Genomic DNA, 20,510 nt, shown 5'->3' on the forward strand with positions numbered 1-20,510 from the left:
ACACCCCCCCTGTCGGTGTTGTTCTGTTGGAGGCCTGAGGCACCTATGTCGATCTTCGAGAGTACGGAAAGGCGCGACCCCAAGCGGTATCTGTGGATACTGGGGTTGATCGCACCGATTAGCGCGGTATTTCCTTCACAACTGGTGGCCCGCACGGGCCTGGAAATGTTCTGGTGGATCGGTCCGATCATTGTGCTCGTTCTGATTCCGCTGCTGGACTGTGCAATAGGGAGTGACGGGAGCAATCCGCGCGACGAGGACTACGAGGCCTTGTCCAACGATCGCTACTACCGTTGGTGCACTTACCTTTTCCTGCCGCTACAGTTCATCGGCCTGTTCATCGCGGGATTTCTCTGGTCCAGACCCGCACTGAGCGTTTCCGACAAGCTGGGTTTGGCCGTGACGCTCGGCTTCGCGTCGGGCATCGGAATCAATGCCGCCCACGAACTCGGCCATCGAGTCGAGCATCTCGAGCGCTGGCTGGCGAAAATCGCACTGGCGCAATCGGGATATGGGCATTTCTTCGTCGAGCACAACCGCGGCCATCACGTGCGCGTCGCGACGCCGGAAGATCCGGCCAGTGCCCGATTCGGCGAATCACTGTGGGAGTTCTTGCCGCGCAGTATGTTCGGCGGCTTCCGCTCGGCCCTTGCTTTGGAGCGTGAACGCCTATCCCGCAAGGGAAAGCGCTGGTTCAGCCGCGACAATCATCTGCTGCAGGCATGGTCGATGAGTGTCGCGCTGTTCGGCACGTTGATCCTCATCTTCGGGCCTCTGGTGATCCCGTTTCTGGCGCTGCAGGCGTTCATCGGCGCGTGGCTGCTCGAGACGGTGAACTACATCGAGCACTACGGACTGCTCCGCCAGCGCGGTCGCAATGGTAACTACGTGCGCTGCTCCCCGTGTGACAGTTGGAACAGTGACCATCTGGTCACGAACGTATTCCTGTTCCATCTACAACGTCACAGCGACCACCACGCAAATCCGGGTCGGCGCTACCAGACCCTGCGCAGCTCTCAGGAGGCGCCACAGCTACCTGCTGGCTACGCAACCATGATCCTGTTGGCCATCGTCCCGCCGATCTGGCGCGCGGTCATGGACCGTCGTGTCCTGGCCCACTACGGCGGCGATATGAGCCTCGTCAACACGAAATCAACCAGACGTCAACCCATCTCCGCTCGCTCCGCGAAATATGTCCACTGACCGCTACTTCGGCGGGCTGACTACTCGCCCGTAGCGGCGCGGTTGCCTATCGTCTTCGGAGACAGCGGAGTCGTAGCCATTGTCCGCCGAGCAGATCGTGAGTCGTGAGCATTTCATCAAGCACCCTTGACCCCATGTTCGTTCCGGGACCGGCGTCAGCCGGTCGCCGAGCCGAGGCTATCCACCGCTTTCTTGTCAAACCGGCTGATGCGGGCATCGCCGGTTCGGTCGACGGCGGCAAGCTACTCGAATGGATCGACAAGGTCGCCTATGCGGCGGCGGCTCAGTGGAGCGGTTGCTATTGCGTTACCGCCTACGTCGGCAATATTCATCTCGACCGTCCGATCGCCGTTGGTGAATTAGTCGAACTGCATGCGAATCTCGTGCACACCGGGCGTACCAGCATGCATATTCTCGTCAGCGTCTATTCGACCGATCCCACGCGACGCAAGCCGGTGCAGACGGCGCAATGCCTGACTATCTTCGTCGCGATCGACGACAACCGGCGGACCGTCGAGGTGCCGCAATGGAATCCGACGTCGATTCTCGAACTCGGGCGGCATCGCCAAGCGCGTGCGCGGGTTTCGGTTCGCAAACGGATCGAAGAGGCGATGGCCGCGCAGCAGTACACGGCGGCGGGTACCGCGCCCACTTCCACACTCCGTTTCCTGGCCGCGCCTTCGGATATCAACTGGGGCGGCAAGGTACATGGCGGTCGCACCATGCAGTGGATCGATGAGGCGGCGTATATCTGTGGTGCCGATTGGGTTGGGCAGCATGTGATCACGTCATACTTCGGCGGGATCCGGTTCTACCGGCCGATTGTCATCGGGCACATTGTCGAGGTAAGTGCGCGGCTGATTCACACCGGTCCGCGGAGTATGCATGTCAGCGTGCATGTGACATCGACGGATACGCATTCCGATGAACCTGCGCTCGCCGCACACGGTCTCGCGGTCGTGGTCACGGTCGATGAGAACGGTAAGGCGCGGCCGGTGCGTCAATGGGTTCCGGTTTCCGCCGAGGATCAGGCGCTCGATGCGCATGCGCGGCATCTCATCGAATTGCGTTCCGAGGTGGAGGGTTTCACGCAGGCGAGCGGTGTGCCAGCGGATGCCGAACCCAACCATTTCCGGGTGCCGATGCCGTGAGTCGTCGAAATGGCGAACGCGAATCGGCCCGCTCGAGCAATTGACTTGCGGATTGGCCGACTGCGGCGCACCGTCGCCGTAGCAGTGGTATCGACAAGTCGTCGGTGTGCGGCATCGCTGCTCTCGGTGGTCCGGGCCGTCCGGGACCGGACCACCGTGCGCGCCTAGCTGTTGTTCGGTCTGTGCTGGTTATTGGGGTTCATCGGGCTGTTCGGGTTACCCGGGTTGAGTGGGCTCATCGGGTTGGCCGGGTTATTCGGGCTGTTGGACCATTCACGGTTCTTCCGGTCGCGCCGGGCCTGCTCGTCCCACCAGGCCTCGTTCCGCCGGGCCTGCTCGTCCCGTCGGGCCTGCGCGTCCCGTTGTGCCTGTTCGCACTCGTCCCGGTTTTCGGCGTTTTCGCACTCATCCACCTGTCCCGATCCGGCCGAACCCGTTGCCGGTGCCGCCCAGGCCGGAATTGCCGAGGCGGTCAAGGGAACAGCGATGAGAGCGGCCACGGCCACCTGGGCCAGTATCCGTCGAGGCGTCATTGTCATTCTTCCACTATTGCGGGCGCGAGCCGAAAAATCCTCTGCAACAGTCGGATTCAGGGAAACTTCACTCGAAAGTATGAGCCGGGATCGGGACTTGTTCAGGGAAGTCCCCGATTCGAATCGCTCCGAATCTGGTTGGAGCCAAATGCTTCTCGGTCCGTTTGTGGCCGCGTCCAACCTGTTCCATCGCCGTCGCATATCCGATGGGCACTTCGCACAAGGTAGTAGCGGCTGTTGCCGAATACGCCGAACGTTCGATCCTGCCGTCTGACCGCCGTCGCAGCGGCGGACAAATCACCTAGCGGCGAGCACGATTGCGCCCTTGCCGTCCACATAGGCACCGATCCCAGGTAGCCATGTGTCCGGGGAAGCCGCAACCTCGGAGCGACCGGTTGTTCGCCACTGTCGCGTGCGTCCGTTCTTACTGTTCGGTGATACCGCTGGCGCGCTCAATTGTGAAGCGGATCGCCACGCGCTCGTCGGCGTGGATGCCTCTGTTGAACGTTTCCCAGTCGGGGTACTCGTCGCTGAGCGCATCGTGCAGGTTTTTCAGAGCCTCGAGGTCTAGACCCAGGGTTGGAGGCAGAATCTCGGCTGTGCCTTCGATGTGTATCCATGGCCCGAAGAATGGCCTGGTGAAGACACATGCCGAGACCCGCGGATCTCGCTGAAGGTTACGGGCCTTGGCCCGTGTCTTGGTCGTACTCAGCACGACGCGGTCGGCGCCATCGAGCGCGACGACGACGGGCGAGAGCTGCAGGCGCCCGTCTTTGCCGAAAGTGCTGAGAACGGCGTGGTGGTGGAGCCGTAGGAAGTCCAGGGCCTGCGCAGGATCCACTTTCTTTATCCCCGTTCAGATGGGTGTTTTCGGTGCAACAGCGTGCTCATCGGCTGATGCTGGCTGCCTCGTTGTGGAGTGCCGCAGCGGTGAGGATGGCGCCGAGTTGGGCGCCGAGCAGACGATGGAGAGGTACGGGAGTGCTCGCCGCTTCGGCGTCGGCTTCATCGGCCCAGGCGGTGAACAGATCGTCGAGGGCGCGGCGGGCGTCTTGGAGGGTTGCGGTGCGGTTGTTGCAGCTGGCTTGCTCGTCCAGCAGTCGCAATGCGATGCCACAGGCACGCAGGCGAAGGGTGTGGGCGGTCTGTCGCGCGGCGAACCGTTCTGCGACGGTGGCCACAGCATCACCCGCGTGTCGCGCTTGGTGTCGAAGTGCGGCGGCCAGAGCGGGGGCGTTGCGGCGAAGATCGGCCAGCGAGCGGGCGAAAAATGAACCAGCAGTGGTCATCGTTTCGAGTGCTGGATCGATGGCCTCGCCGATGCGTGGGGAGATCTCTTGCAGCATGCCGGCCGTGGCGGTGAGCACCTCAGCGCGCCGCTGATCGGAGGTGGTGTTGTCGGCGCTATGCGGGTTGGTCCAGATAGGTACTTCGATGATGAGGGAGAAGGTGCCGTGTCGGCCGGCGTAGTGCACGCTCGAGGCGCCCATTGAACCATCGGCTTCCTCGGTCATGGCTTGGTGAGCCGACTCCAGCGACGGGATTACGAACACGCCGGGGCGGATGGGCCTGGTGCCCGGTAGTTCTGCATCACCGACGTGGAGCGGGATTCCGGTCCGGGCGGACAGTTCGGCAAGCGCGTCGGCGATGCGAGGCCGCTCGTTGCTGAGGTAGTAGTAGACACCGCCGAACTCGGCGTTGTGCAGCGAGCACATCAGCTCTGGCCGGACGGTGTCGATCACGTGCATCAACGCACGGGTCTCCGGCAGCACCGCATCCGAGCCACCCGGAAGCGGAAAGGCCCACTCGACCTGCTCGTTGAACGGCGGCCGGTAGTGCTGGCGGGCGTAGTGCCGGCGTGTGAGCGGACCGGCGTACCAGCCTTCGTTCAGTTGTGCGCCGTCAGGATCGACGCAGCCCATGAGATGCCAGGTGTAGCCCAGCCGTTCGCGCAAGCCGTCATCGGCGCACAGGAGTTCGGCCAGGTAGGGGACGGTGAGGAAGCCGACCGGCTCGTTGGGATGTGGACCGGCGAACACCAGCGCATCGCGTGGACCAGAACCGATGCTCACCAGATCGATCGGCTTGCCCTGCCGAGAGGTTCCCACGCGCCGCCGGCGCACCAGGCTCGGATGGCGACCCGCCACCGCGTCTAGCCGTTCGCTGACCTCGTCCGGCGCAGGGAAGCGGTGTTGGTACGGGATGCCGTCCAGAATCGTGACGATCTCCGGAATCATGGATAATGACACTATTCGAATAATGCGATTAGCTCAAGGAGGGCGATGGCGACGCGGGCACAGATCCAGGAGCGGAACCGAAGGGCGCTGCTGAGGGCGGCGATCGACCTGATTGCCGCCCGGGGATACCGGGACGCGACGGTCGAGGCGATCGCGGCCCGGGCGGACCTGACGACCGGCGCGGTGTACTCGTGCTTCGGCGGCAAACAAGAGCTGTTCTATGCGGCCATCGCCTACTGCCGGGATGAGCTGATGCCCCACCTGGATTTGGACCTGCCGCCCGGGTGCTCGGCGTCCGAGGTGCTCCACCGCTACGGCACGGTAATGGCCGATGCTGCAGCCGCCCCCGACTTCCGGCGCCTATACCTGTTCGAGCTCGAGCTGACGGCCCTGGTCCTGCACGATCCGCGCTTCGCCGACCGGGTCCGCCACGATGGTGACCCGATCATCGACACACTCACCGCGGCTCTCACCGGACGGTCATCTGCACACAGGACCACCCTTGACGAGCCGTCGGCGCAAAGAATCGCGACCGCCGCCACCGCACTCGCCCGCGGTCTTCTCCAAGGCTGCCTGTGGCGAGACATCCCCATCGACGCAACACTGATCGCCGATGCGTGCTCTGCACTCGCCTCGTGCCCGCGCTAACCAGGCCCTCGCCAGCACCTCATCAGCCCCGGAGTCGAACGACATCGCTGACCAGCGGATACCCGACCGTGCCCGAACACGTCGCCCAGCAACTCAACGGGCGACCACGCAAAACGCTCGACTGGGATACCCCAGCCGAGCGCCTGCGTGATCTACTCACCGTCTAACGCCAGCAGTGTTGCGATGACCCCTTGAAACCGCCCTTGTGGTGCCGGGCCGTTATCGATCAGCTGCTGCCGAATGCCCCGCGGGGGAACAGGTGGCGGGGGAAGCGCCACGGGTCGTTCCAGCGGCCCGGACGATCGCAGTCGTCCCCACGGCCGTGCGAATGATCCCAGTCGTCGAAGAAGTCTGGGCGGTCACAATCCCAGTCGTTGTGGTGCGGGCGCCGCACCTCGGTCACGCCGGGTTCGCTGGTGGCCGGGTCGGCCGAGGCGGGAATGGCCAGCGCGGTCAAGGGGACTGCGGCCAGGGCGCCGGCGATGGCCACCCGGGTCAGGGTCCGGCGCGGGGTTGTTCTAGAGAACACCGTGGATCCTTTCTTTCTGCGGCATACAGGGCGTCCGCGTGGCGCGCGAACGCCCTCGTTGCGTCGCCGAATGTAGGGGATACCCGGCGACGTAACGAGTTTGCACATCTACCCTCGGCCCCGCCCGGCCGATTGGCAAACGTGCGAGCACGATTTCGGGAAGATTCATCCTTTGGTATGACGATTCCCCTAGACGGCAGGTGTCGGCCTCCGGGGTCGAGCGGAAATCCGCTGGTTCTAGACTGTGATTAGTAAGTTCTTTGGCTCGGTCGACGAGGTGACGCGGCTGCTCACGGATCCGCCCTGGGGCAATCGAAGATCGCCATAACCGTGTCGACAATGGATTCTATTGTCGGCAGCCCCGCGATCACATCGGGCGGGCTCAGCTGACGTTGCAGCGCCCGCTGATGCGCTGCACCGACCAAGAGTAAAGCGGCAGCTAGCAGATCGACCGAGGCGGGCACGCGCTGGTCGGCATGCGGCATCGATAGATGCGCGACAACCGCGTCGACCGCACGATGCGGCCCGATATCCAACTCTCGACTGCGTTCCGCGAACTTCGCGCGTAATTCCACATCCGATTGCATCGCGGCCATCACTGGAATGGCATCCGAGAAGAACCCCTCCAGCGCCTCGACGAGCGCCACCAGCCCCGCTCGCAACCCAGGCCGTGCCTCGACCTCCCCGAGCGCATCCTTCACCGGCCGCAGATCCCGCTGAATCACGGCCTGCAACAACCCCATTCGATCCCCGAAGTGATAGAAGATGCTCGACTCGGCTACTCCCGCCCGCTTCGCAACCTCCTTCGTGGACAACCGAGCCACCCCCGCCTCCACCAAAATCTCCTGCGCCGCAACCACAACCGACTCCCGCACCCCTGTCGAGGGCCGCCCCCGCTGCTCGCGCGTGGACCGCGCACCATCCGCCACCGCAACCTCCTCGTCGCGGGGCCGACCGCTGAACAGGCCGCCATGGTCCAGCGCCTCTACGACGAGCGGCAGCACGGTGCAGCAGATCGCCGACGGTTGTGCGTGAGTGGTGCGACAGCTCGGAAGGACTAGTCGAGGCGGGTGGCGATCACGGCCCACACAGGCAGGTGCACCCGGTTGTTTTTCAGCAACGGCGCAATGACCTGGAGTTGTTCTTGCATCGGCTTCATCCGCTCAGCCCATCCGGAGTCGCCGCTCATCTCCTTGGTGAGATGGGTGAAGGTCTCTGGGCTGAGGGTGGCTTGGTAAGTGGTGGTTCCCAGGTAGTCGATGCGCCATCCGGCCGCGGGAAGCACCCGGTCGAAATTCTCCGCCGGCAAACCTGCGGGCTGAAGGCCGTTGACGTTGTGGCGGCCGAATTCGAACATGAACAGTCGCCCCCCGGGTTTGGTGGCCCGGTGCAGGGCCTGCGCGTACTGGGTCTGGATTTGTTCGTCGTCGAGGAACACGTGGTAGAACGCGCTGTCGACGACTGTGTCGAACCGATCCTCCAGGTCATCGAGTCTGGTGGCATCGGCCACCTCGAAGTTCACCCGCACCCCGGCGCGCTCCGCGTTGCGCTTGGCCCGCTCGATCGCCGTCGGCGACGCGTCGATCCCGGTGGCCGAGTAGCCCTTGGATGCGTAGTGGATCGCGTGGTGCCCCGGACCGGTTCCGGGGTCGAGCACCTCGCCCCGTACAGCGCCGTAGGCCACCAACTGCTGCACCACCGGCTGTGGGCCGCCGATGTCCCAGGGGATCAACGGAGGAGCATCCTGCTCCGGCGGCGCCTCACGGTACAGCGCTTCGAAGTCTGGCTGACCAATGTGGTTCGATTCCCTGTCCATGACTCCTCCTTGGATTGCGGATGGGCCACACCTGAAGGGTCGTACTAGAGATGAGACCAATGGTTCCGTAATTCGGCGGCGGACGCCACCAGTTGTCGTGATTGTGGGTCGGCTCGGATCAGGGGCCGTGTGGCTCCTTGCCTTCGATGACGGATGGGCGGAAGCTCGAGTTCATGGCCAAGCCGTATCGAGCACGGTGGGGCGTAAGGGCGTCCAACGCGTGGATGCGGATCGTGATCCGCGCTGGACTGCCGATGTGGACCTTCCGTGTCCTCACGGTGCCCGGACGTCGCACCGGCCGCGCGATCGAGACGCCGCTGGCAGTGTTCGAACAAGACGACCGGCGATACCTGGTGGCGTCCTACGGAACGGTGAACTGGGTGCGCAACCTGCGTGCGGCACAAGGGAAGGCGACGTTGCGCCACGGCAAACACGTCGAGACCGTGACGGTCGTGGAGTTGCCCGCCGATCACGCGGCCAGGGTGCTCCGCGCGTCGCTGGTGTCGGGGCCGCCGCGCGTTCCGAAACCCGTTGTGGCGCTGTATCGACGGTTCTTCGTGCTGCCATACCTGGATGTGGGTATGGACTCGTCGCCACAGCAATTCCTCGACACCGCCCGCACCCATCCGGTTTTCGAAATCGTGTCGGCCTGACTTCGTGCGGCGACTTGTGTCCTCTTCGCCGGGAAATCATGGGATCGGCGGGTGCATGCCGTCGGTGAACCGACTTCGCGGCTATGACTATTCGACCGAAACTCGACAGTGCTACGGGGACCCCGTTCAGGCCGGCGGCGTTGAGAACGGTGCCAGGAGCAGGTCGGTCAGGCGCGTTGCCGCTTGCTGGTCGCCGTCGAGGTGCAGATCGCCGGACCGGACCGCGTCTGCCAGGATGCGTCGGCCGGCGCACACGGCCCGCAAGGTGTCGATGTTGATGGTGAGCGTTGCGTCGGGTCGCGCTGTGCTCCCGCGGTTGATCTGAACGGAGCCGTCGGTGATTTCCGCAACGTAGGTGTCGGCGTCGACGCGGAACTCATAGGTGCCGTGGAGCTCGTCAGCACGCGCTGGGTCGAAACCCGCCTTGATGCTGAGCAGCAGCGAGTCGAGGCCGAGTTCGCGATCAGGTGGGAGCGGAGCTTGGCTTCCCCACCGTCCGAGCTGGAGTAGCACGGGTTCCAGCTCGCGACCCCATTCGGTCAGCTCGTAGAGGTGGACGCGAGCCGGTGCCCCCAGGTCGCGGCGGTGAACGACACCGTGGTCGACCAGATCGCGCAGCCGCTGGCTCAAAACGTTCGGGCTCACACCGGGCAGGCCGCCGAGCAGGTCGTTGAAGCGCTTGGGGCCGAGCAGGAGGTCACGCACCACCAGCAGGGCCCACCGTTCACCGATGACATCGAGGCTGCGGGCCACGCCGCACGGATCCCCATAGCTACGCCTGCCGCTCATGGCACCAGAATAACACTTCGCTCCTTGTTTAGGAGCACTACTTGTTTTTTAGGAGTTAATCCGGCTAGTTTGGGGCTATGAATTTCTTGAACAGCGAAGCGGCGAGCCTGCCGCAAGGTGACGTGCGACTGCTGGAAACCGTCACGGCTCAGCGACTGCTTACTACCCCCCTGGTGGCACGCCTGGCCTACCACGGCAACGACGGGACACCCCGCGTGATCCCGGTCAACTTCCTTTGGACCGGTGACGAACTGGTCATCGGTGCCTTCGCCGGCACTTACAAGGTCCGGGACCTGCGGGCCCGTCCCGACGTCGCGATCTGCATCGACACCACCGACCGCCCCCCTCAGGTGCTAATGCTCCGCGGGAAGGTATCGCTGGCCGAAGCCCAGGGCGTACTCCCCGAATACGCGACGATGCAGCGCCAGGTGATGGGCGACGAGGCTGGGACCGCCTACCTCGCGGCGATCGACAAGCCCGGCCTGCGGATGGTCCGGATCGGCCTGCACCCGACCTGGGTCGGAGTCCTCGATTTCCAAGAGCGGTTCGCAGGACGTACGCCCGAACCCGTCCTGGCCGCGTTCGGCGCCGGCCGGTAGCAACAGACGATGAGCTGGCGGCGGTGCTCGAACCCAAAGAATGGCAGGCTGCCCGGGACGAGCTCCTAGCGAAGGAAAAGGAGTTGACCCGCGCGCTGGACGCGCTGGCTGCCGAACGCCGCCGGTCGGCGAATCGACTTGCCGGCGCGCAGCATTACTACGCGGCCGGTCGCTGATCGTGGTCCGGTCAGCGGCGGACTTCGTCTACCGCCACCCTGCGGTGCTCGTGCCGCGAAAGTTCGCACGCCTCAGCGATATAGAAGGCCTCCAACGCATCGGCAGGGGAGCAAGGGTTGTCGAGTTCGCCGGCCGCTACCGAGACGAATGCGGCGAGTTCGTCGGTATACGCCCGACGGAACCGTTCCATGAATCCAGGGTAGGCGGGGAAACCTGAAGGGGCGTAGCCCGGTTCGACGGAGGTCAAAGGGGCTCGATCGTCGAGACCTACGATGGCGTTTCCACGGGAACCGAGGGCTTCGAGCCGTACGTCGTAGCCCGCACCGTTGTAGCGCCCGAGCGAAACCGTTGCCAACGTATCGTCATCCAGACGCAGCGATACCGTCGCGGTATCCACATCCCCGGCGTCGGCGAAGAATTGGGCGCCTCGGTTGGCGCCAGTGGCGTAGACCTCGACGACTTCGTGCCCGGTAACCCAGCGGATTATGTCGAAATCGTGGACGCCGCAGTCACGGAACAGACCTCCGGAACGCCCGATGTATTCGGCGGGTGGGGGTGCGGGGTCGAGCGTGGTGGCGCGCAAGGTGTGCAGCCAGCCGAGTGAACCGGAAGCGATGGCGGCTCGGGCGGCTCGGTAGCCGGCATCGAAGCGGCGTTGGAAGCCGATTTGTACTGGAACGGTGGAGTTTTCGAGGTGGGTGATGACATCGAGGGTGCCCTGGATGTCGGCGGCTACCGGCTTTTCGCAGAAGACGGGGATGCCCGCGTCGACGGCGCGGGTGATGAGCTCGGGGTGGGAGTCGGTGGCGGTGGCGATGATCAGGCCGTCGAGTGGGGCGGCGAAGAGTGCGTCGAGATCGGGGACGGCTCGAGCGCCGAGTTCGGTGGCGGCGGCGTGGGCGCGTTCGGGGTCGGCATCCGCGACGATAACGGTGTCGACGCCGGGCAGATGCTTCAGTGTTTCGGCATGAGAGGCGCCGATGCGGCCGACGCCGGCGAGGCCCACGGTGAGTGCAGATGTCATCGGCTCTCCTTCTCGTGAAATAGCGTTCAGTTGCGCGGTGCCGCGGTCGTGGCGCGCACAATCAGGGCAGGTTCCAGACGGTGGCGTACCGGTTCGGTGCGACCGTCGCGCAGCCGCTCGATGAGCGCTTCGATTGCCAAGCGGCCCATCTGAATTCGCGGCTGATCGATGGTGGTCAAAGAAACATGTCGCAACGCGGCCAATGATGTGTTGTCATAGCCTACGACCGAAACATCCTGCGGCACAGAAAGTCCCGCCTCTTCCATCGCCGACATCGCACCAACGGCATTGAAGTCGTTGCCGCACACCAGTGCGGTGGGAAAGTTGTCGCGGGAGAACAGATTCAGCAGCTTCTGGACTGCGGCGATACCCGCCGAATCGGTGTGCTCACTGGCGATAATCATGGGCTCCAACCCATTTCGCGCCATCGCGGCACGATAACCACGACGGCGCGAGGCGGAGGTGAAGGCCGCGCCGCCGTCGAGATGCACGATCCGGCGGTGGCCGAGCGAGACCAGATGATCCACGGCAAGAGCGCCGCCGATCTCGCCATCGTCATTGACGGTATCGACACCCGCGATGGTTGAGGTGCGCGAAATGAGCACGATCGGGCACTTGTCGGCGGCCTCGCGGATGGCCGCGACCGGCAGTACCGGTGAAAGCAGGATGATGCCGCCGGGGCGGAAGGACAGCAGGCTCGCCAGAGCCGTGCGCTCACGTGCGGCGCTGCGGCGCCCGGTATTGAGGATCAGCTCGAGGCCCACGTCCTGCGCGGTCGCGTCCATCCCCTCCACCACATCGGCGAAGAAGGCATTGCGCAGGTCGGAGACCATGACGCCGATGATGTTGGAGGTCCGGCTGGCCAGCGACCGCGCCATGATGTGCGGCTGGTAGCCGAGATCCTTCGCAGCCGCGAGTACCGCGCGGCGCCGATGTTCGCTGACCTTGGGGGAGTTGCGCATGACGAGCGAGACCAGCGCGCGAGACACCCCGGCGCGGGCGGCGACGTCCTCCATGGTCGGTCGCGCCATATCGCCTCCGTTCCGCATCCACCGTGCTCTTGCAGTGTCGGACGTTACAAGGTCGGCGCGTTCCGATCAATAGAGCGCTCTAATCCGACATTTTTTCCATCGTGAGCGCTGGGCATTTCCGCTGGAAACGCCAGTACTCGCAGGTAGAAGCAATAAAACAGTGACCGATGCAGTACTTGACACAATATGACCTACGTTACATAGTTGGAGCGCTCCAATAGCGCCAAACGTCGATCGACACCGAAGGTCGGAGAGCCCGGATGACCCAACCTCGCTATCCGCTGCGCATCGCGGCCGCGCCGATATCCTGGGGAGTCTGTGAAGTCCCCGGCTGGGGTCATGTGCTCGATGCGCGGACCGTGCTCACCGAAATGGCCGCCCTCGGCATCTCCGCGACGGAACTCGGCCCACCCGGCTACCTGCCGCGGGATCCAGCCGAATTGCGGTCGCTGCTCGATGATTTCGATGTCACCGCGGTCGGTGGCTTTCTCGCCGTCCCGCTACACCGCGACTCGGACCGGGCAATCGAGACCGCCCGCAAGAACGCCGCGCTGCTCGCCGCGACGGGCGCCGAAATGATCGTTCTCGCGGCCGCGACCGGGCTCGACGGATACGACACGCGCCCAGCACTTTCCGACGAGGAATGGCCGACCCTGGTCGAAACCGCCGCCGCCATCCGGGATGTCGCCGCCGAATTCGGATTGCGCACCACCCTGCATCCCCATGTCGGCACCTACGTCGAGCGCGAAGCCGAAGTCGACAGGTTCCTGGCCGATTCCGATCTCGACCTCTGCCTGGATACCGGCCACCTGCTCATCGGTGGCACCGACCCGGTGCGTCTCGCGCAGCGCTATCCGGATCGCATCGGACATATCCATCTCAAGGATGTGCGCACCACGCTCGCCGACCGAGTGCGCAGCGGCGCAATGGAATACAGCGATGCCGTCCGCGGCGGCATCTACGTCCCGCTCGGCGCGGGCGATGTGGACATCGCGGCCCTGATACGCAGCGTGCACGCGGCAGGCTATCGCGGCTGGTATGTCATCGAACAGGACACGGCATTGCGTCCGGGCGATTCGGTGGAACTGCCGAGCCGCGACGCCACCCGCAGTCTGAACCACCTTGCGGACATAGGTTCCGCGCTGGGCTCAGCCCGATCTGTCTGGGCCCGAATCTAGATGGGAAGTGATGACAACGATGTCGCTCGAAATACGCACGGCCTGGCGGCGGCGATCCCGCTGCGTGCTGCCGTGGCTAGCCGCGGCCACCTTCCTCGTCGCGTGTAGTGGTCCGGGTGCGGATGTGCCCGCACCGACCCAATCCCCAGTCGCGCAGGGCAAGCTGGGCTCCGTCGCGGTGGTGACGCATGGGAGTCCCGGCGACGCCTTCTGGAATGTCGTCAAGAACGGCGCGGAGGCAGCAGGCAAGGACCTCGGCGTCCGCATCGAATACAACTCCTCGGGCGATCCGGGTCAGCAGGCCAAACTCATCGATAACGCGGTTGCCCAAGGCGTAGACGGTCTGGTCGTATCGATGGCGAACCCCGAAGCCCTACGCCCATCGATCGAAAAGGCCGTCGCCGTGGGCATTCCGGTGGTGACCATCAACTCGGGCGAGAGCGACAGCGCGAAATTCGGCGCCATCGGTCATGTGGGACAAAGCGAAACGTTGGCCGGACAGACCGCGGGCAAGCGCCTCGCCGACGCCGGCCGCAAGAAGCTGTTGTGCGTGATCCACGAGGCGGGCAATATCGGCGCCAATCAGCGCTGTGACGGCGCGACGAAGGCCTTCGGCAACGGCACCACACTGCAGGTGGATATCAACAATCCCACCGACGCCCAGTCACGCATCAAGGGCGCGTTGGAGACGGATCGGTCCATCGACGCCGTGCTGACGCTGAATTCACAGGTCGCCGCCCGTGCGGTGGACGGGGTGAAGGAATCGCGGTCGGCCGCGACGGTTGCGACCTTCGACCTGAATACCGATGTGGTCGAGGCGATTCGGGCGGGCAAGCTGCTGTTCGCCGTGGACCAGCAGCAGTACGAGCAGGGCTATCTGCCGGTTGTCCTGCTGCAGCTGTATCGGACGAATCTGAATTCGGTCGGTGGTGGCGCACCGGTGCAGACGGGCCCCGCCTTCGTCGACAAGAACAATGTCGAGGCCGTGGCGGCCCGAGTTGCACTGGGTATGCGCTGAGGGAGTGAATGAAATGACTGTTGCCACACAAGCTTCCGAGGTAACTCCGAGCAGCCCGCCGGACCGGCCGTCACTATTGCAGCGGGTGGTCGTGCGACCGGAGATCGGCGCGTTGCTGGGCGCCGCGCTCGTCTTCGTATTCTTCTCGATCATTACCGACCGGTTCCTCAGCCCGCTCGGCATCGCGACCTGGCTGGACGATTCGTCCACTCTGGGCATCATGGCGGTCGCGGTCGCACTACTGATGATAGGCGGCGAATTCGACTTGTCCGCCGGTGTCATGACCGCATCCACCGCGCTGGTCACCGCATTGCTCGCAGTGCACGCGGGGTGGAATGTCTGGCTCGCGTTATTGGTTTCGCTGCTCTTCGCGCTCACGATCGGTGCCTTCAACGGCTGGCTCGTGATGCGCACCGGGCTACCGAGTTTCATCGTGACCCTCGGCACATTTCTTGCGCTGCAAGGTCTCAACCTCGGTGTGACCCGGCTGGTCACCGGAACCGTTCAGGTGTCGGGCATTCGCAGCGCAAACGGATACAACTCGGCCGGCTGGGTCTTCGCCTCGACTCTGGATATCGGCGACACGCACTTGCAGGCATCGATCGTCTGGTGGGTGGTGCTGACCGCGATCGCCGCACTTGTATTGGTACGCACCAAGTTCGGCAACTGGATCTTCGCGGTGGGTGGTGCGCTGCCGAGCGCGCGGGCCGTCGGCGTCCCCGCCGATCGGACGAAGATCCTGCTCTTCATGACTACCGCCTTCGCCGGGTGGGTCGTCGGATCCTGCAGCATCCTCCGGTTCTCCAGCGTGCAGGCGAATCAGGGTATCGGGCTGGAACTGCACTACATCATCGCGGCGGTGGTCGGCGGCTGCCTGCTGACCGGTGGATTCGGTTCGGCGATCGGCGCCGCGATCGGTGCGCTGATCTTCGGCATGGCGCGGCAGGGCATCGTCTTCGCTGGATGGGACAGCGACTGGTTCATGCTGTTCCTCGGCGTGCTGCTGCTGGCCGCGGTGTTGGTCAACAACATATTCAAGAAGCGAGCCGAAAGGGTACGTCGATGACGCCACCACTGATCGAAGCGATCGATATCGGCAAGAGCTACGGCGGTATCGTCGCACTGCATGACGTCTCGACCGTGGTGCGGGTGGGACAGGTCACCTGCATTCTCGGCGATAACGGTGCGGGCAAATCAACGCTGATCAAGATTCTGGCCGGTGTGCACCAGCACGACCGCGGTGAACTGAAGCTGGATGGCCATTCGGCTCGATTGTCCTCGCCCCGTGTGGCTTTGGACCACGGCATCGCGACCGTCTACCAGGATCTCGCGGTGGTGCCGCTGATGAGCGTCTGGCGCAACTTCGTACTCGGTTCCGAGCCGACCATCGGATACGGTCCCCTGCGACTGCTGGACCGTCGTAAGGGCCGCCATATCGTGCGAGAGGCACTGGCGGACATGGGGATCGAGATCCACGATCTGGAGCAGCCGGTCGGCACACTGTCCGGCGGACAACGCCAATGCATCGCGATCGCCAGGGCGGTGCACTACGGGGCCAAGGTGCTTATTCTCGACGAACCCACGGCCGCTCTCGGCGTGAAACAAGCCGGTGTCGTACTGAAGTACGTTGTGCAGGCCAGGGATCGAGGGCTGGGTGTCATCTTGATCACCCATAACCCACACCACGCTTATCCAGTCGGCGACCGCTTCCTGCTGCTCAAACGCGGTGCGATGCTCGGTTCGTACGAGAAGTCGGAGATCGACCTGCCGGAGCTGACAAGACAAATGGCCGGAGGCGCGGAATTGGACGCACTACAGCACGAACTACAGCGCGTGGTGACGCCGTGAGGCTGACAACCGCGCAGGCATTGGTCGGCTGGCTGGTCGCCCAGCATTCGGAGACCTTCGACGGGCGCGAAGTCCCCCTGTTCCCCGCGGCTTTCGCGATATTCGGGCATGGCAATGTGCTCGGCCTCGGCACCGCACTGTCCGAGCGTCGCGATGAAATCCCGGTTTGGCGTGGGCATACCGAGCAGGGGATGGCCCTGGCGGCCATCGGCTTGGCCAAGGCGACCCACCGTCGCCAGGTCGGGATCGCGACTTCCTCTATCGGTCCCGGCGCGCTGAATATGGTGACCGCCGCCGGTGTCGCCCATGCGAATCGTCTACCGCTGCTGCTACTCCCGGGGGATACCTTCACCAGCCGCGCACCGGATCCGGTGCTGCAACAAGTCGAACACTTCGGCGACCCGACCCTCACCGTCAACGATGCGTTCCGCGCGGTGAGCCGCTATTTCGACCGCATCACCCGCCCGGAACAACTCATCGCCACCCTGCCCCAGGCGGCCCGAGTACTGACCGATGCCGCCGATGTGGGCCCGGTGACACTTGCGCTGCCTCAGGATGTCCAAGCCGAGACCTACGACTTCCCGGACGCCCTGTTCGAGCCGGTCGTGCACCGAATCACGCGTTCGCGCCCCGATTCCCGGGTCCTGGTTGATGCAGCAGCCGCACTGCGCTCGGCGCGACGTCCGCTGCTGGTCGTCGGCGGCGGTGTGCGCTATTCGGGTGCCGGTCGGCTGGTACTCGAATTCGCGGAGCAGCACGGCATTCCGATAACCGAAACGACGGCCGGCCGCACCCTTGTACCGCACGACCACGAGTTGTATGCCGGTCCGCTCGGCATAACCGGCTCGGCATCGGCCAATGCCGCTGCCGCACGGGCGGATCTGGTGCTGGCCATCGGCACCCGACTGCAGGACTTCACCACGGCGTCCTGGACCGTCTTTGCGCCCGATGTCCGGCTGATCACCATCAACACCGCACGTTTCGACGCCGTGAAGCATGGCGCGCTCGCGGTCGTGGGTGACGCCGACGCGACCGTGCGGGAATTGGCCGCGCTCCTCACGAATTGGCGGGTCGACACCGAATGGTCCGGCTGCGCGGCAGGGCTTCGTAGCACCTGGGACGCCCATATCGACAAGCTGCGCGCACCGACACCTGGCATTCCGAGCTACGCCCAAATCGTCGGCGTCGTCAATGAATTGAGTGCACCGGACGACTACGTCATGACCGCCGCGGGCGGCATGCCCGGCGAGCTGATCGGCGGCTGGCGGGCCACCGGCACCGTGCCTACCATGGACGTCGAGTACGGATTCTCCTGCATGGGTTATGAACTCGCGGGCGCTTGGGGTGCGGCCATGGCGCATGTGCACGGTCTGGTCACCACCATGCTCGGCGACGGCTCCTATCTGATGCTCAACTCCGAACTGTTCTCCGCGGCCTTCGCGGGCCACCGGTTCGTCGCGGTCGTCTGCGACAACGACGGCTACGCGGTGATCGCCCGGCTCCAGGAGGGGCAGGGCGGTGCCCCCTTCAACAACCGCTATGCCGACTGCCGCACCAACCATGCGCAACCACCTCGTGCCGATTTCGCAAGCCACGCAAGAGCATTGGGCTGCGCGGTATTCACCGCAGCCGATCTGACCGAGTTCCGCGGCGCGTACGCACGGGCAAGAGCAGCGGCCTTGAGCGAGTCCCGCCCGGCCGTCGTGGTCGTGCCCACCCAGTCGTCCACCTGGACCGATGCGGGCGCGTGGTGGGAGGTCGGCGTGCCGGAGTATCTGTCGGGCCGCGCGAAGTACGACGATGCCAAGGCGGCGCAGGTGCGTTATCTGAACAGAGCCGAATCAGCGGAGTAGCCGCGTGCAGGGAATTCTGCCGATATAACGGCATGGACCAAGACGCCAACGGCATCTCCGAACACGCCCGGCGGCGACAAGATCGCCTGGTTCCCGAACCTCGATGGCAATGTCCTATCGCTCACCGAATTTGCGGGCGGCTCTGCGGTGTAGGACACTTGGTCACAGTCGCATAACTGAAAACCGACCACTTAGTGCACATCCACCTCCGAAGTCGCGGATTTTCTTCGTGAATTCTTAGGTTTGGTCCGAGGTCCGCGCCGAGCGCGGTTGCTGAGATTTCGGCCGCGTCCACGCGGGTAGCCGAAAATGTGCGCTGACCGGCGGGTCCATGTGTTGCGACCGCTTTTTATCAGGGTAGCCAGCCCTTCGCACCCGCTGTTGCGTCCGCGGCCACCGGGCTGCGCCAACGTCGTTTTGCTCACAGTTACCGCTGCTGGATGTGGCCGGATTCGTCGGATGATGGCATTGTTGATCGCGAGATCGGGCTTATCGAAGTGATCTGCTCGGCTCACCAACAGGAAGTAAGAAGTAAAGAACATGGCTCAAGGCAGTGTGAAGTGGTTCAACAGCGAGAAGGGCTTCGGCTTTATCGCTCAAGACGGAGGCGGCCCTGACGTCTTCGTGCATTACTCGGCCGTTTCCGGCTCGGGTTTCCGGTCCCTGGAAGAGGGCCAGCGCGTGGAGTTCGAGATCGGCCAGGGCCAGAAGGGTCCGCAGGCCCAGGACGTCCGCGCTATCTGATTCAAGCGTGACTTAAGAGGCTCGCACCCGGCAGGGGGTGCGGGCCTCTCCTCGTTTTTCGGGGGTACTCAGGTGCTCTTGGTGAACGTGACATGGGTGACCCCGGGGGAGCGCACCGCAGCGCTGATCTCGTAGCCCGGCAGGGTGCCTAGATCCTCGCAGAGCCGCTCACCCGCGCCGAACATGTTGCGTCCCATGATGGTTGCGCCGATTCCGGCGTCGCCCGCGACGATGAAATCGTTGTCCACGCCGGTCTCGCCGGTGTCCGCGCCGTCCATCTGGTGTGCGTAGCGGGTGGCCCACCCTAGTTGTGTAGCCGCATCCCGCCCTCGCCGAGCGGACTCTCGAGTCGATTCGGTCCGGCGATGTGGCCGTCGAGCGAGATCGCGAGGTTGTGTACGCGCGACTTGGCCCCGGGTCTCCCCACTCTCGACCTGCTTGCATTTTGCAATCGCTTGGGCGCCCTGAGGGTAACTGGTTGTAGATTGCAAGCAGAAATTCGACGGAAGGAGCGCTGCATGCGTGACGAGGGACGTTCTGGCTGCCCGATCAACGCGACCATCGAGGTGATCGGCGATCGGTGGACGTTGCTGGTGCTACGCGACGTGATGTTCGGCAATCGCCGCCACTTCCGCGAACTGCTGGCCGGATCGGAGGAGGGGATCGCGTCCAATATCCTGTCCGACCGGCTCAAGCGCCTCGTCGCGGCCGGACTGCTCAGTCGCGAGGACGCCCGCCCCGGGCAGAAGGCCGAGTACCGGCTCACCGAACCCGCGATCCAACTGGTCCCGATCATGGCGCAATTGGGCGCATGGGGGCTCCGGCATCGCCCGACGACGAAACGCCTGCGGGTGCGCGCCGAACTGCTGGAGGGGGGTGGGCCGCGGCTATGGGCCGAGTTCATGGACGAGCTGCGCGAGTCGCACCTCGGGATTCCGCGTCCGGATCCGGATGCGCCGACCGCCACCGACCGGTTGGCACGTGCCTATGCCGCCGCGGTCGCCGAGGTGTGATGCACAGCTGACCGGCCGGGTCCCCACTGCGCTACAGCTCATCTCCGGCGGCCAGAACTTCCTTGCGGAAGAAGTCGGCGGGCACCATGCGTGTTGCTGGGACTATGGGGCTGGCGGCAGGGCGAGGCGTGGGTTTGGTGGACGCTGCTCGATGCGGCCGTCGCCAGGTCCGCCAGCGCGCTGGTGATCCACTTCTTCATCCACTACGCCGCGTTCGTCCATCTGGTTCCGGTGTATTTCGGTCGCGCCATGCTCGCTGTCGCGCTGATCCTGGCGCGCTTGTATCTGATGTATCGCTCCGACTGATACCGCCGGCTTGCGATAAGGCGGTGTCGCGGTCGTATATGTACGACGGTTGCCGGGTTTCAGCGTCTTATCTCGGATAGATCTCAGGTGGCATCGAGCTTTCTCTCAGATATCTCTTAGAAACGTTCATTTGCGGAGCTAATTACAGTGCGAGAAACTG

The 20,510-nt window shown here is 64.3% G+C and carries 25 protein-coding genes; 14 read left to right on the top strand and 11 right to left on the bottom strand.

The window, feature by feature from the left end:
* Nucleotides 1–45: 45 nt before the first annotated feature.
* Both AB0L63_RS12130 and AB0L63_RS12135 read left to right on the top strand, forming a co-directional pair.
* Nucleotides 46–1,203 (top strand): alkane 1-monooxygenase, encoded by a 1,158-nt coding sequence (locus AB0L63_RS12130; RefSeq protein ID WP_364498498.1) that lies wholly within the window; start codon nucleotides 46–48, stop codon nucleotides 1,201–1,203.
* 104 nt (nucleotides 1,204–1,307) lie between these two features.
* Nucleotides 1,308–2,354, top strand: a complete 1,047-nt coding sequence (locus AB0L63_RS12135) for a hotdog domain-containing protein (RefSeq protein ID WP_364498500.1) — start codon at nucleotides 1,308–1,310, stop codon at nucleotides 2,352–2,354.
* 164 nt (nucleotides 2,355–2,518) lie between these two features.
* Here AB0L63_RS12135 and AB0L63_RS12140 read toward each other — a convergent pair whose 3' ends face one another.
* The 3 genes from AB0L63_RS12140 to AB0L63_RS12150 all read right to left on the bottom strand — a co-directional run bounded on the left by AB0L63_RS12140 (nucleotide 2,519) and on the right by AB0L63_RS12150 (nucleotide 5,124).
* Nucleotides 2,519–2,893 (bottom strand): hypothetical protein, encoded by a 375-nt coding sequence (locus AB0L63_RS12140; RefSeq protein ID WP_364498503.1) that lies wholly within the window; start codon nucleotides 2,891–2,893, stop codon nucleotides 2,519–2,521.
* 418 nt (nucleotides 2,894–3,311) lie between these two features.
* On the bottom strand, nucleotides 3,312–3,728 hold the full coding sequence (locus AB0L63_RS12145) for a PPOX class F420-dependent oxidoreductase (protein WP_364498505.1): 417 nt from the start codon (nucleotides 3,726–3,728) through the stop codon (nucleotides 3,312–3,314).
* 46 nt (nucleotides 3,729–3,774) lie between these two features.
* On the bottom strand, nucleotides 3,775–5,124 hold the full coding sequence (locus tag AB0L63_RS12150) for a M14 family zinc carboxypeptidase (RefSeq protein ID WP_364498508.1): 1,350 nt from the start codon (nucleotides 5,122–5,124) through the stop codon (nucleotides 3,775–3,777).
* 45 nt (nucleotides 5,125–5,169) lie between these two features.
* Between AB0L63_RS12150 and AB0L63_RS12155 the strand changes: the two genes are divergently transcribed.
* Nucleotides 5,170–5,772 carry a helix-turn-helix domain-containing protein gene (locus AB0L63_RS12155; RefSeq protein WP_364498511.1) on the top strand — a complete coding sequence of 201 codons (603 nt, stop codon included), beginning with the start codon at nucleotides 5,170–5,172 and terminating at the stop codon, nucleotides 5,770–5,772.
* Nucleotides 5,773–5,998: 226 nt separating this feature from the next.
* Here AB0L63_RS12155 and AB0L63_RS12160 read toward each other — a convergent pair whose 3' ends face one another.
* From AB0L63_RS12160 to AB0L63_RS12170, 3 genes are all read right to left on the bottom strand, one after another.
* On the bottom strand, nucleotides 5,999–6,301 hold the full coding sequence (locus AB0L63_RS12160) for a hypothetical protein (protein WP_364498514.1): 303 nt from the start codon (nucleotides 6,299–6,301) through the stop codon (nucleotides 5,999–6,001).
* Between the two features lie 290 nt (nucleotides 6,302–6,591).
* Entirely contained in the window at nucleotides 6,592–7,305 is a 714-nt protein-coding gene (locus tag AB0L63_RS12165; protein ID WP_364498517.1) for a TetR/AcrR family transcriptional regulator, read from the bottom strand.
* A 53-nt stretch (nucleotides 7,306–7,358) separates the two neighbouring features.
* Nucleotides 7,359–8,117, bottom strand: a complete 759-nt coding sequence (locus tag AB0L63_RS12170) for a class I SAM-dependent methyltransferase (RefSeq protein ID WP_364498520.1) — start codon at nucleotides 8,115–8,117, stop codon at nucleotides 7,359–7,361.
* 173 nt (nucleotides 8,118–8,290) lie between these two features.
* Between AB0L63_RS12170 and AB0L63_RS12175 the strand changes: the two genes are divergently transcribed.
* Nucleotides 8,291–8,770, top strand: a complete 480-nt coding sequence (locus AB0L63_RS12175; protein WP_364498523.1) for a nitroreductase family deazaflavin-dependent oxidoreductase — start codon at nucleotides 8,291–8,293, stop codon at nucleotides 8,768–8,770.
* 126 nt (nucleotides 8,771–8,896) lie between these two features.
* Here AB0L63_RS12175 and AB0L63_RS12180 read toward each other — a convergent pair whose 3' ends face one another.
* Nucleotides 8,897–9,559 (bottom strand): winged helix-turn-helix transcriptional regulator, encoded by a 663-nt coding sequence (locus AB0L63_RS12180; RefSeq protein ID WP_364498526.1) that lies wholly within the window; start codon nucleotides 9,557–9,559, stop codon nucleotides 8,897–8,899.
* A 77-nt stretch (nucleotides 9,560–9,636) separates the two neighbouring features.
* Here AB0L63_RS12180 and AB0L63_RS12185 point away from each other — a divergent pair, with 77 nt between their 5' ends.
* Together AB0L63_RS12185 and AB0L63_RS12190 are read left to right on the top strand one after the other, a co-directional pair.
* The gene (locus AB0L63_RS12185; RefSeq protein WP_364498529.1) at nucleotides 9,637–10,158 is read left to right on the top strand and encodes a pyridoxamine 5'-phosphate oxidase family protein; all 522 of its coding nucleotides are present in this window, start codon (nucleotides 9,637–9,639) and stop codon (nucleotides 10,156–10,158) included.
* Nucleotides 10,159–10,181: 23 nt separating this feature from the next.
* Nucleotides 10,182–10,334, top strand: coding sequence for a DUF899 family protein (locus tag AB0L63_RS12190; RefSeq protein ID WP_364498532.1), 153 nt, complete (start codon nucleotides 10,182–10,184; stop codon nucleotides 10,332–10,334).
* Nucleotides 10,335–10,345: 11 nt separating this feature from the next.
* Here the strand turns inward: AB0L63_RS12190 and AB0L63_RS12195 are convergent, their stop codons facing one another.
* Nucleotides 10,346–11,359 (bottom strand): Gfo/Idh/MocA family oxidoreductase, encoded by a 1,014-nt coding sequence (locus tag AB0L63_RS12195; protein ID WP_364498535.1) that lies wholly within the window; start codon nucleotides 11,357–11,359, stop codon nucleotides 10,346–10,348.
* Nucleotides 11,360–11,385: 26 nt separating this feature from the next.
* Nucleotides 11,386–12,390, bottom strand: coding sequence for a LacI family DNA-binding transcriptional regulator (locus AB0L63_RS12200; protein WP_364498538.1), 1,005 nt, complete (start codon nucleotides 12,388–12,390; stop codon nucleotides 11,386–11,388).
* 260 nt (nucleotides 12,391–12,650) lie between these two features.
* Between AB0L63_RS12200 and AB0L63_RS12205 the strand changes: the two genes are divergently transcribed.
* The 6 genes from AB0L63_RS12205 to AB0L63_RS12230 all read left to right on the top strand — a co-directional run bounded on the left by AB0L63_RS12205 (nucleotide 12,651) and on the right by AB0L63_RS12230 (nucleotide 19,031).
* Nucleotides 12,651–13,568: a TIM barrel protein gene (locus tag AB0L63_RS12205; RefSeq protein WP_364498541.1), complete on the top strand. Its 918-nt coding sequence runs from the start codon at nucleotides 12,651–12,653 to the stop codon at nucleotides 13,566–13,568.
* 10 nt (nucleotides 13,569–13,578) lie between these two features.
* Nucleotides 13,579–14,586 (top strand): sugar ABC transporter substrate-binding protein, encoded by a 1,008-nt coding sequence (locus tag AB0L63_RS12210; protein WP_364498544.1) that lies wholly within the window; start codon nucleotides 13,579–13,581, stop codon nucleotides 14,584–14,586.
* Between the two features lie 13 nt (nucleotides 14,587–14,599).
* Nucleotides 14,600–15,652: an ABC transporter permease gene (locus tag AB0L63_RS12215; RefSeq protein ID WP_364498547.1), complete on the top strand. Its 1,053-nt coding sequence runs from the start codon at nucleotides 14,600–14,602 to the stop codon at nucleotides 15,650–15,652.
* Nucleotides 15,649–16,434 (top strand): ATP-binding cassette domain-containing protein, encoded by a 786-nt coding sequence (locus AB0L63_RS12220; protein WP_364498550.1) that lies wholly within the window; start codon nucleotides 15,649–15,651, stop codon nucleotides 16,432–16,434. Before AB0L63_RS12215 ends, AB0L63_RS12220 begins: the two co-directional genes overlap by 4 nt.
* Nucleotides 16,431–18,287 (top strand): 3D-(3,5/4)-trihydroxycyclohexane-1,2-dione acylhydrolase (decyclizing), encoded by a 1,857-nt coding sequence (gene iolD, locus AB0L63_RS12225; RefSeq protein ID WP_364498552.1) that lies wholly within the window; start codon nucleotides 16,431–16,433, stop codon nucleotides 18,285–18,287. Before AB0L63_RS12220 ends, iolD begins: the two co-directional genes overlap by 4 nt.
* Before the next feature lie 540 nt (nucleotides 18,288–18,827).
* Nucleotides 18,828–19,031, top strand: a complete 204-nt coding sequence (locus tag AB0L63_RS12230; protein WP_040693519.1) for a cold-shock protein — start codon at nucleotides 18,828–18,830, stop codon at nucleotides 19,029–19,031.
* Nucleotides 19,032–19,099: 68 nt separating this feature from the next.
* Here the strand turns inward: AB0L63_RS12230 and AB0L63_RS12235 are convergent, their stop codons facing one another.
* On the bottom strand, nucleotides 19,100–19,309 hold the full coding sequence (locus AB0L63_RS12235; RefSeq protein ID WP_364498556.1) for a hypothetical protein: 210 nt from the start codon (nucleotides 19,307–19,309) through the stop codon (nucleotides 19,100–19,102).
* A gap of 26 nt (nucleotides 19,310–19,335) precedes the next feature.
* The gene (locus tag AB0L63_RS12240; protein ID WP_364498559.1) at nucleotides 19,336–19,458 is read right to left on the bottom strand and encodes a hypothetical protein; all 123 of its coding nucleotides are present in this window, start codon (nucleotides 19,456–19,458) and stop codon (nucleotides 19,336–19,338) included.
* A gap of 91 nt (nucleotides 19,459–19,549) precedes the next feature.
* On the opposite strand from AB0L63_RS12240, the gene AB0L63_RS12245 reads away from it, so the two are divergent.
* Nucleotides 19,550–20,044 carry a helix-turn-helix domain-containing protein gene (locus AB0L63_RS12245; RefSeq protein WP_364498561.1) on the top strand — a complete coding sequence of 165 codons (495 nt, stop codon included), beginning with the start codon at nucleotides 19,550–19,552 and terminating at the stop codon, nucleotides 20,042–20,044.
* A gap of 90 nt (nucleotides 20,045–20,134) precedes the next feature.
* On the top strand, nucleotides 20,135–20,350 hold the full coding sequence (locus AB0L63_RS12250; protein WP_364498564.1) for a hypothetical protein: 216 nt from the start codon (nucleotides 20,135–20,137) through the stop codon (nucleotides 20,348–20,350).
* The last annotated feature ends 160 nt before the right edge of the window (nucleotides 20,351–20,510 follow it).

The sequence above is a fragment of the Nocardia sp. NPDC051990 genome, from assembly GCF_040680755.1.
Classification (GTDB): Bacteria; Actinomycetota; Actinomycetes; order Mycobacteriales; family Mycobacteriaceae; genus Nocardia.